This is a genomic window from Gammaproteobacteria bacterium, assembly GCA_033720895.1.
Lineage (GTDB): Bacteria > Pseudomonadota > Gammaproteobacteria > Natronospirales > JAJUFS01 > JAWWBS01.
Window position 1 is genome coordinate 40236 of the sequence record JAWWBS010000010.1, and the last position, 10220, is coordinate 50455.

At 61.4% G+C, this 10220-nt stretch carries 10 protein-coding genes and 1 tRNA gene; 3 read left to right on the forward strand and 8 right to left on the reverse strand.

The genetic code is table 11. The features are described 5' to 3' along the window. Positions 1–6 precede the first annotated feature (6 nt). From R3217_03060 to lolB, 4 genes are all read right to left on the reverse strand, one after another. The gene (locus tag R3217_03060) at positions 7–684 is read right to left on the reverse strand and encodes a 50S ribosomal protein L25/general stress protein Ctc (protein MDX1454412.1); all 678 of its coding nucleotides are present in this window, start codon (positions 682–684) and stop codon (positions 7–9) included. Between the two features lie 108 nt (positions 685–792). Continuing rightward, on the reverse strand, positions 793–1752 hold the full coding sequence (locus R3217_03065) for a ribose-phosphate diphosphokinase (protein ID MDX1454413.1): 960 nt from the start codon (positions 1750–1752) through the stop codon (positions 793–795). Positions 1753–1797: 45 nt separating this feature from the next. Further along, a tRNA-Gln gene (locus R3217_03070) sits at positions 1798–1872 on the reverse strand. 346 nt (positions 1873–2218) lie between these two features. After that, positions 2219–2989, reverse strand: coding sequence for a lipoprotein insertase outer membrane protein LolB (lolB, locus tag R3217_03075; protein ID MDX1454414.1), 771 nt, complete (start codon positions 2987–2989; stop codon positions 2219–2221). Positions 2990–3197: 208 nt separating this feature from the next. On the opposite strand from lolB, the gene hemA reads away from it, so the two are divergent. From hemA to R3217_03090, 3 genes are read left to right on the forward strand one after another with little or no spacing between them, the layout of a single operon-like run. Then, the gene (gene hemA / locus R3217_03080) at positions 3198–4493 is read left to right on the forward strand and encodes a glutamyl-tRNA reductase (protein MDX1454415.1); all 1296 of its coding nucleotides are present in this window, start codon (positions 3198–3200) and stop codon (positions 4491–4493) included. Next, on the forward strand, positions 4490–5572 hold the full coding sequence (gene prfA, locus R3217_03085) for a peptide chain release factor 1 (protein MDX1454416.1): 1083 nt from the start codon (positions 4490–4492) through the stop codon (positions 5570–5572). Before hemA ends, prfA begins: the two co-directional genes overlap by 4 nt. Then, positions 5572–6063, forward strand: coding sequence for an RDD family protein (locus tag R3217_03090; GenBank protein MDX1454417.1), 492 nt, complete (start codon positions 5572–5574; stop codon positions 6061–6063). Before prfA ends, R3217_03090 begins: the two co-directional genes overlap by 1 nt. Before the next feature lie 22 nt (positions 6064–6085). Here the strand turns inward: R3217_03090 and R3217_03095 are convergent, their stop codons facing one another. The 4 genes from R3217_03095 to R3217_03110 form a co-directional block, all read right to left on the reverse strand. Beyond that, complete coding sequence (locus R3217_03095) at positions 6086–6850, reverse strand: hypothetical protein (GenBank protein ID MDX1454418.1); 765 nt, start codon at positions 6848–6850, stop codon at positions 6086–6088. Positions 6851–6934: 84 nt separating this feature from the next. Then, positions 6935–7576, reverse strand: coding sequence for a 2OG-Fe(II) oxygenase (locus R3217_03100; GenBank protein MDX1454419.1), 642 nt, complete (start codon positions 7574–7576; stop codon positions 6935–6937). Between the two features lie 70 nt (positions 7577–7646). After that, positions 7647–8807 carry a cystathionine gamma-synthase gene (locus tag R3217_03105; protein MDX1454420.1) on the reverse strand — a complete coding sequence of 387 codons (1161 nt, stop codon included), beginning with the start codon at positions 8805–8807 and terminating at the stop codon, positions 7647–7649. A gap of 14 nt (positions 8808–8821) precedes the next feature. Next, positions 8822–10189 carry a pyridoxal-phosphate dependent enzyme gene (locus R3217_03110; GenBank protein ID MDX1454421.1) on the reverse strand — a complete coding sequence of 456 codons (1368 nt, stop codon included), beginning with the start codon at positions 10187–10189 and terminating at the stop codon, positions 8822–8824. Between the last annotated feature and the right edge of the window lie 31 nt (positions 10190–10220).

The window sequence follows — 10220 nt, forward strand, 5'->3', positions numbered from 1 at the left end:
GTCGACTTACTCGTCGCCCTTGTCCTCGCCTTCCTTGTCTTCCTTCTCGTCGGCGACGGTCGGAACTTCGGCGGACTCTTCGCCCTCCTCTTCTCCGTCGACCGGCTCTTCTTCGACACGCGGGTGGTGAATCGACACCAGCACCGGATCGTTGTCGTGCATCAGGTCAGCCGACTCGACGCCTTCCGGCAACGTGATCTCGGAGAGATGGATCGACTCGCCGATCTTGAGCTCGGCGCAATCCACTTCGATGTACTCCGGCAGGTCCTTCGGCAGGACGTAGACTTCCAGCTGCGTGACATTGTGGGACATCACGCCGCCTTCCTGCTTGACGCCGTAAGACGTCTTGTCGTTGAGGAAGTGAACCGGCACGTTGACGTGCATCTTGTGGCCCTTCTTCACACGCTGCAGGTCGACGTGCAGCACGACCGGCTTGTACGGATGGCGCTGCATGTCCTTCATGACTGCCTGCTCTTCCTTGCCGTCGATGTTCAGCGTCAGGATGTGCGAGAAGAAGGCTTCGTACTTGATGTGGTTCGCCAGCTCGTTGGCATCGAGCGTGAGCGAAACCGGATCGCCGTGTCCGTAAAGGATCGCCGGCACCTTGCCCGCACGACGCAGGCGGCGGCTCGCACCTTTCCCCTCGTCCTTGCGAGATTCGGCATTCAGATTGAAATCAACCATTTCATTAACCTCAGTTACAGTTTCAAAAGCCCGGATCGCGACCAATCCGGGTGCAGTTCCCGACCTTCACAATGAAGCCGGAAATTCTTTTCAGTTCCCGCTTGTGGATCAATCCACGTAGAGCGAACTGACGGACTCTTCGTCCGAAATGCGACGCATCGTTTCCGCGAGAATCTCTGCCGTGCCCAGCTGGCGGATTTGGCTGCAGGCCCTGGCTTCCTCGCTGAGCGGGATGGTGTCGGTCACGACCAGCTCATCCAGCTCCGAATTCGTGATGTTCTCGATGGCCTTGCCGGAGAGCACCGGGTGCGTGATGTAGGCGTACACGGCCTTCGCACCTTTTTCCTTCAACGCGCCAGCCGCCTTGCAGAGCGTCCCGGCCGTGTCGACCAGGTCGTCGACAATCATGCAGGCCTTGCCTTCGATATCGCCGATGATGTTCATCACCTGCGACTCGTTCGCCTTCGGGCGACGCTTGTCGATGATGGCCAGGTCCGAATCATCCAGGCGCTTTGCGAAGGCCCGGGCACGAACCACGCCGCCGACGTCGGGCGACACCACCACCAGCTCGCCATGCTTCTGCATGAGCTTGTACGCGTCGCCCAGCAACACCGGCGAGGCATACACGTTGTCCACCGGGATATCGAAGAATCCCTGGATCTGGTCGGCATGCAGGTCGACCGTCAGCACGCGGTGCACGCCAGCGGATGTCAGCATGTTGGCCACCAGCTTCGCCGTGATCGGCACGCGCGTCGCACGCGGGCGCCGATCCTGGCGGGCATAACCGAAATACGGGATCACCGCGGTGATCCGGCCGGCGGACGCGCGCTTCATCGCGTCGATCATCACCAGCAATTCCATCAAGCTGTCGTTCGACGGCGGGCAGGTCGACTGCACCAGGAACACGTCGCGACCACGGACGTTTTCCATGATCTCGACAGCCACTTCGCCGTCGCTGAAGGTGTCGACGGTGATCTTGCCCATGGCCAGATCCAGATGTTGCGCAATGCTCCTGGCCAGCTCCGGGTTTGCGTTACCGGTGAAGACCATCATGTTGCTCAACGCCATGTCATATCCCCTGCACGTCTGGTTCTGGCTTGATACATCAAATTCTGGCTGGGGCGGCAGGATTCGAACCTGCGAATCACGGGATCAAAACCCGATGCCTTACCGCTTGGCTACGCCCCAAAATTTTCCCTGACCCTTGCGACGCAACCGACCTGGATCAAAACCCGATGCCGATTGTCCACCCGGGGCTTGGCTACGCCCCAAATGTTCGAAAATCCGGTCGCCAATGACAGCGACGGCCGGACGAGTTTCCTCTCCGGCCGTGGATCCGACCGCGGCGTGCAAACAGGCCACGGTCGAGGGCGGGTATTTTCGCGGCAGGGGCCGCTGGAGTCAAATGAAATGGCCGCTCGAACGGCGGCGAAGTGCCTGAAAACACTGATTTTTGGCGCGGCTCCGGAAATCCGGCCAAATCGGCCCGAATCGCGGCCGATTTCTGCCCCGGCGGCGCGCCATCCGGGCTAGCTCAGCGCGGCGGTTCCGTCCGGATCGGCGTCGAGCCGGCGTCTCCGGCCGGGGGCCGTTCCTTGCCCGGGATACGCAGGCCAGGCCGGCTGCGGCGCTTTTCCGAGCCGGTCGAGTCATCGACTCTCGGCAAGCTCGCCTGCAGCTCCCACTCGGCGACGATCAGCCGGATACGCACATTGTCGCGAAACATTTCCAGCTTTCTCGGCAAGGCCCGCTGGCTGCCATCCGGCGCTGTCACCTGCAGGTAATCCTCGAAGTCCACCTGCCAGCGACCCTGGCGAAAACCCCGCAGTCGACCGGCACCGTCCACCTCCAGGCCGCTGACCTCGCCCGGTCCCGGCAGGCCCAGCACCCAGTAGCGCATGCGGTCCAGCGGTGCGGTCCAGCCCAGCTGCCAGTAGAGGTCGGTCTCGGGATCGCTGGTGACGAAGGTCTCACCATCGCTGGTCTCGACCGTCAGGAGTTCCGGCGTGCCGGTGACCCGGGCGCTGCCGAAACCCAGCGGGCCGGACAGGCGCACATCCATCAGGATGCCGCGCTGTCGCCAGAGGATGCTGGCATTCCAGCCCTCGTCATACGCGGCAATCGCGGTGCGGCCATCGAGATCCCAGCGATCCTGCTCAAGCAGCCAGGCCCGACGATCCTCCCAGGTTTCGGTGTCTGCGGGCCCGTCGACCGGTTTCAGGGCCTGGCTGGTGGAGCAGGCGCCCAGCAAGCCCAGCAGCAATCCGAACAGGGTCAGGGTGATCAGGCGGTGCAGGACTCTCAATGGGCTCTCCCGGGCATTCCATGGTTGGCGGGCGTGATGTGGCGCACTATAACAGGCACGTCGCGCAAAGTTTGAGACCTGCGTGCACCCGGATGACCCGCAGGAACTTGCCAAGAAACCCGCCAAGGAACTTGCCAAGCAGGGTGCGGGCCTGTGGTAAGCTTACGCGCCAATTTGTGGACAAATTTCAGAGACTTGGCAGAGAAAAATGCCTTTCTACACCCTCGGAATCAATCACCAGACCGCGCCGGTCGAGATCCGCGAGAAGATGGCCTTCTCCGCGGAGCAGCTCGATGCTGCGCTCGGCCAGCTGCAGGCGCTGCCGGAGGTGTCCGAGGCCGTGATCCTGTCCACCTGCAACCGCACCGAGATCTACTGCAATCTCGATGCCGCCACGCCGGATGCCCTGCTGGACTGGCTGGCCAGCGAGCGCGCTCCCGACGATCCGGAGGTGCGTGAACGCTTTTACGCTCACGAGCAGCAGGACATGGTGCAGCACCTGCTGCGCGTCGCCTGTGGCCTGGATTCCATGGTCCTGGGCGAGCCACAGATTCTCGGCCAGCTGAAGTCGGCCTACGAGCAGGCCCGGGCCAGAGGTGCAGTCGGCCCGGTTCTCCATCGCCTGTTCCAGTACAGTTTCTCCGTCGCCAAGCAGGTTCGTACCGACACGGCGATCGGCGCCAACCCGGTGTCGGTTGCCTACGCCGCCGTGAACCTGGCCCGCCAGATCTTCGGCAAGCTGGAAAAACAGACTGCGCTGCTGATCGGCGCTGGCGAGACCATCGAACTGGCCGCAACCTACCTGCACGACAAGGGCCTCGGTCGCATGATCGTCGCCAACCGCAGCCAGGAACGCGCCCATGACCTGGCCAGCCGTTTTTCCGGCTATGCGATCGGCCTGGACGAAATTCCCGCCCACCTGGGTGAAGCCGACATCGTGATCTCCTCCACGGCAGCGCCGAACGTCATCCTCGAACGTCCCACCGTGGAAGCGGCCTTTGGCAAGCGCCGCAGCAAACCGGTGTTCATGGTCGATATCGCCGTGCCGCGCGACATCGATCCGGCCGTGGCCGAGATGAACGACGTCTTCCTCTACACCGTCGACGACCTGCACGGCGTTATCGACGAGAACCGCAGCCAGCGTGAAAAGGCCGCGGCCGACGCGGAAGAAATCATCACGGCTCGCGCCGCACTGTTCATCGACCAGCTCAGGACCCTCGATGCCGTGCCGCTGATCCAGGGTCTTCGCGAGCATGGTGAAATCGAGCAGCGCCGCGCCCTGGAAAAAGCCGAACGCATGCTTGCCGCCGGCAAGCCGACCGAAGAAGTCATGCAGTGGCTGGCCAGCACCCTGACCAAGCGCTTGCTGCATGCCCCGACCGCCTCGCTTCGCGAGGCCGCAGCCGATTCACGCAACGACATCATTCGGGCCGCCGCCGAGCTGTTCCAGCTGGATGACAAGCTGGACCGCAAGCCGCTTGATGAAGACGGGGATGCGGAGTGAAGGACTCGATCCGCGACAAGCTCGAACGCCTGCTCGACCGGCACGAGGAGCTGTCAGGCCTGCTGGCCGATCCGGACGTGATCAACAAGCAGGATGAATTCCGCAAGCTGTCCCAGGAATACTCCCGCCTCGAGCCGGTGACCCAATCCTTCAATGCCTTCCGCCAGGCCGAAGCGGATCTCGCCGAAGCCGAGCGCATGGCCGAGGACTCCGATGCCGACATGCGGGCCATGGCGGAAGACGAGATTGCCACCGCCCGGGAAAGACTCGAAGCACTCGAGCCGATGCTGCTGAAACATCTGCTGCCGCGCGACCCTCATGACGACAGCAACCTGTTCCTGGAAATCCGTGCCGGCACCGGTGGCGACGAAGCCGCGATCTTTGCCGGCGACCTGTTCAGGATGTACTCGCGCTATGCCGAGCGCCAGGGCTGGAAAATCGAAGTGCTGTCGGAATCCGAGGGCGAGCATGGCGGCTACAAGGAAGTCATCTCGCGCCTGATCGGCAGCGGCGCATATTCACGATTGAAATTCGAATCCGGTGCCCATCGCGTCCAGCGCGTCCCCGAAACGGAAAGCCAGGGCCGCATCCACACTTCGGCCTGCACCGTCGCGGTGATGCCGGAGCTGGATGATGTCGAGGAAATCGACATCGATACCAACGACCTGAAGGTCGATACCTTCCGCGCCTCCGGCGCCGGCGGCCAGCACGTCAACAAGACCGACTCCGCCATCCGCATCACCCACCTGCCGACCGGCATCGTGGTCGAGTGCCAGGAAGACCGTTCCCAGCACAAGAATCGCGCCAAGGCGATGAACTACCTGAAAGCGCGCCTGATATCCGAGCAGCAGGAAAAGCAGCAAAGCGAGCAGTCCGCGAATCGCAAGAAGCTGGTCGGCTCGGGCGATCGCTCGGAACGCATCCGCACCTACAATTTCCCGCAGGGTCGCGTCACTGACCACCGCATCAACCTGACGCTCTACAAGCTCGACCAGGTCATGCAGGGCGACATGGATGAAATCCTCGAAAGCCTGATGAACGAATACCAGGCCGACCAGCTGGCCGAGCTGGGCGCCTGATGACCATGTCGGCGGATGGCATGAAATACGCCGACCTCGACAGCCGCTTTGGCGCCTTCGTGGTCGACTGGCATGTTCGCACCATCCCGATCGCCCTCTGGGGTTTCCTGGTCTTTTTCGAAACCATTCCCGTTTATTTCCACGCCGGGCAATTCGGCTTCGGGATCTTTTTCGACATGGCGGCTCCCTTTGCTGCACGTCATGCCTTGTCCTTCTGGCTGTCGACGGCGACCTACTTCCTGTATCACCCCGTCATCGAACTGCTGATGCAGGGCAACTCGATCGGCAAGCGCATGATGAAGATCAAGGTGGTGGATGCCTCGGGCAGGCCGCCGTCGGCAAAACAGGTCCTCGTTCGGAACCTCTGGCGCGCCATCGAATTCCTGCCCGTCTTCTGGCTCTGGGCCTACATCGCGATTCGCGACTCAAAAGAAAACGCGCGAACCGGGGACATCAAGGCCGGAACGCGCGTCGTAGTTGACCAGCGTTGATTTGCAGATCACGAACCTGGAGCTATTCCCGCCCGTCCTCTTCGACCAGCTTGCGCTTCTCTTCCCGCACACGCTTTAGGTCGTAGAACGTTTCCAGGAAAAACACCGAGTAAAGCGAAATCACGACGCCATTCAGTACCAGGTAGAGATAGGTTTGCCAGGCACCGAAATCTGGCGCGATGGACCCGCTGGCCATGCCGACGGTTTCGCCAAAGCCGATAAAGAATCCCGGTACCAGGGAAATCGCGACGATCGCGACAATGAAGATCAGGTTCACACCCAGGAACATCCAGGCATTGCCCCAGACCAGGTCGAAGCTCTCCTGGACGGCCCTGAATGGATTGCTGCCATCGAGAAGAATCAACATGGGCATCATGCTGAGCAGGATCGCAGCCATCAGGCCGGGAATCAGCAGCAACATGGCGCCAAGCAGGTAGATCAAGTAGTAGATCAGCACCCCGATAAACACGAACACGATGCGCTTCGCAAAACGTAACAGGCCGAAGTTCATCCAATCCCCGCGCCGCTCCAGCACAGCTGCATAGAGAGAAAGCTGCAGCCCGTACATGGTCACGCCCAGCAGCATCATCAAGCCGAAGGACTGCCAGAATGATGCAAGCCCGTCGCCAAACGTCGCATTGGCGGCCAATGCCTGGTTGAAGAACATTGAATTGAGAAACAGCGACACCAGCGATACGACAAGGCCGATGGGCAGGAAGATGTGGATCCACTTCCAGGTGTTCTTGAAGGTGTTTTCGAAAATTCCGGTAATACTGATCAAATGCATGCCTGCGGCCCCTTTTCCGGTATCAGTCAGGCTGATGGTTTAACCAAATTCGAAGCGCATCGCAAGGCAAGGCGATTCGGAATGTCAGCGTCTCGTGCAGAACCAGCCGGTGAGAGAGAAACGCTCGCGAGTTGCCGGCAGGACCTCGTGCGGAAAACGGTCGGACAGGAAGGTCACCAGCGTGCCGCCCTCGGGCAGGACATCCTGCGACTGCTCGTATCCATCGACGTCGGGAAGATACAGCCGCAACTCGCCCCCCTCCGCGGGCAGCCAGTCCTCGTTGAGGTAGAGAATGCAGGACACCTTGCGATGCGCGGCATCGGTGAAGCGATCGATGTGCCGGGCATAGAACCTGCCCGGTGGATAGACGGTGACATGGCCTTCGTAATCCCAGAGCCCGAGTTGCAGCTCGCGGTTCAGGGCCAGGCGAATGGGTTCGTAATGCGCGGCGAAGAATTCGGCAAACACGCCGTTCGAGTCGGTATCGATCCAGCGGACGTAATCGCCGCGGATGTCGTCGTCGATCTTGCGCTTTTCACCGCGGCCTATGGCTGCACGGCGCAGCTCGCCCTCCTCCCACCAGAGTCGCAAGCGCGTGCGCAGGTCGGCGAGCACCGCGGGCGAGAGGAAATCGCGACAGACGTGGAAGCCATCCACCGCCAGGCCATCGGCAATGGCGGCGGCGGTGTCTTCGAGCGATTGCCGGAAAACCGGCGTGTCGTTCATGGGGCTGTGTTTCAGGCCAGCTTCAAGCCAGCGCCTGCTGACTTGCCCTTCTCGAGCAGTTTGCGCTGGCTCATGCCAGCGCCTGCTTGAGGTCTTCGATCAGGTCTTCGACATCCTCGATGCCCACGGACAGGCGCACCAGGTTGTCGCTGATGCCGAGCTTTTCACGATTCTCTGGCGGTACGGAGGCGTGCGTCATGACCGCCGGATGATTCACCAGCGACTCGACGCCACCCAGCGATTCGGCCAGCGCGAAGACTTTCAGCTTCTGCAGGAAGTCCTTGGCCTCGCCATAACCACCCTTGATCACGATGGAGATCATGCCGCCGGGGCCCTTCATCTGGCGCTGCGCCAGCTCGTACTGTGGATGCGATTCCAGCCCCGGGTAGATGACCTTTTCGACCTTGTCATGGCCTTCGAGGAATTTTGCCACTTCCATCGCATTGGCGTTATGCCGCTCCATGCGCAGGCCCAGCGTCTTCAGGGAACGCAAGGCGAGGAAGGAATCGAACGGCCCCTGCACGGCACCGGCCGAGTTCTGCAGGAAGGTCATGCGCTCGGCAAGGTCATCATCACCCGCAACGACCATGCCACCGACGATGTCGGAATGGCCGGCGATGTACTTGGTCGCGGAATGCAGGACCAGGTCGAAACCATGCTCCAACGGACGCTGCGCCCAGGGTGTCGCGAACGTGTTGTCGCAGACGGCAATGATGCCGCGCTCAGCGGCGATGTGGACGATGGCATCGAGATCCACCAGCTTCAGCATCGGATTGGTCGGCGTTTCGACCCAGATCATTTTCGTTTCCGGACGAATCGCCTTTTCGACATTCTTCGGATCGCTCATGTCGATGAAATCGAACTTGAGGTTGGCGCTGCGCTCACGCACGCGATGGAAAAGGCGGAAGGTACCGCCATAGAGATCATCGCTGGCAATGACATGATCACCGGAATCCAGCAGCTCGAGCACGGTCGCGGTAGCAGCCATGCCAGAGGCGAAAGCAAAACCGGCCTTGCCGGATTCGAGATCGGCGACGCAGCGCTCGTAGGCAAAGCGCGTCGGGTTGTGACTGCGCGAATACTCGAAGCCCTGGTGCTCGCCCGGCGCAGACTGCACGTAGGTCGAGGTCTGGTAGATCGGCGTCATGATGGCGCCGGTCGATGGGTCGGGCTCCTGGCCTGCGTGAATGCCGCGGGTGTTGAAACCTTTTTTCGCCTTGTCGGTGCTCATTGGATAATCCTGTTTCAGCCGTGCTGCTTGCGCAGGTGATTGAGAATGTCTGATCGGGTAATGACGCCGTGGAAACCGGTCTTGTTCTCGCGGTTGTCCACGATGGCCACGCAGGTTTCGATTTCCAGCAGGCTCATCAGCTTGCCGAGCGGCTCGGTGACTTCCAGCGTCGGGAAATTCGGGTTCATTGCCGTTTCGGCCTGTTGCGAGAAACCGCCGCGCATCACCGCGGAGATCAGGTCGGCCTCGGTGATCACGCCAAGATAGGTTTCGCCATCCACCACCGGAATCTGCGAAAAGCCGTGGTTGCGGAGACGATTGTGGGTCGTCGCCAGGGTGTCCTTGGGACCGACGACCACGGTCGAACGATCTTCCTGCGGGCGCGAGATCAGGTCGCGCAGGTCGCCGAACTCCCGGCGACGGGAAAAGCCCTGGTCGAACATCCAGAAATCGTTGTAGACCTTGGAGAGGTAGCGATTGCCGGTGTCGCAGGCAAAGGTCACGACCTTCTTCGGCTCGGTCTGTTCCCTGCAATACCGAAGCGCGGCAGCGAACAGCGTGCCCGACGATGAACCTGCCTGGATGCCCTCTTGCAGCAGCACCTGGCGCACGGTTTCGAAGGCCTCGGCATCGGGGATGCTGTAGGCCTTCTTCGCCTGGCTGAGATCGCAGATGTCGGGAATGAAATCCTCGCCAATGCCTTCCACCAGCCAGGAGCCCGCCTCGATCATTTCGCCGGTGTTGATGTACGGCGCCAGGATCGAGCCTTCCGGATCGGCCAGCACGATCTCGACGTGCGGTGCATGTTCTTTCAAGTACTTGGTCAGGCCTGTGATGGTGCCGGAGGAACCGACGCCGAGCACGATGGCATCGACATCCGGCAGCTCGGCCAGGATTTCAGGACCGGTGGTGCGCTCGTGCGCCAGCGGGTTGTCCGAGTTGCCGAACTGGTTGACGTAAAACCAGCCGTTTTCATCCGCCAGGCGCTTGGCATAGTCCTGGTAATACTCGGGATGGCCCTTGGCCACGTCCGAGCGGGTCAGGATCACTTCCGCACCCATGGCGCGGCAGTTGAAGACTTTCTCCGGCGACATCTTGTCCGGGATGACCAGCACCAGCTTGTAGCCCTTTTGCTGGGCGACCAGCGCCAGGCCCAGGCCGGTGTTGCCGGCGGTGGATTCGATCAGCGTGTCGCCAGGCGAAATGTCGCCCCGCTTCTCCGCCTCCTCGATCATGGTCATGGCGATGCGGTCCTTGATGGACGCGCCGGGATTGGCCAGCTCCAGCTTGGCGTACAGCGTGCAGGGCCCGGTATCGAGATGGCTGAACTCGATCATCGGGGTGTTGCCGATCATGTCGAGCACGTTCTTGTAGATGGTCATTGCAGCTCCACGCTGGCGGTGTATGGCCAAG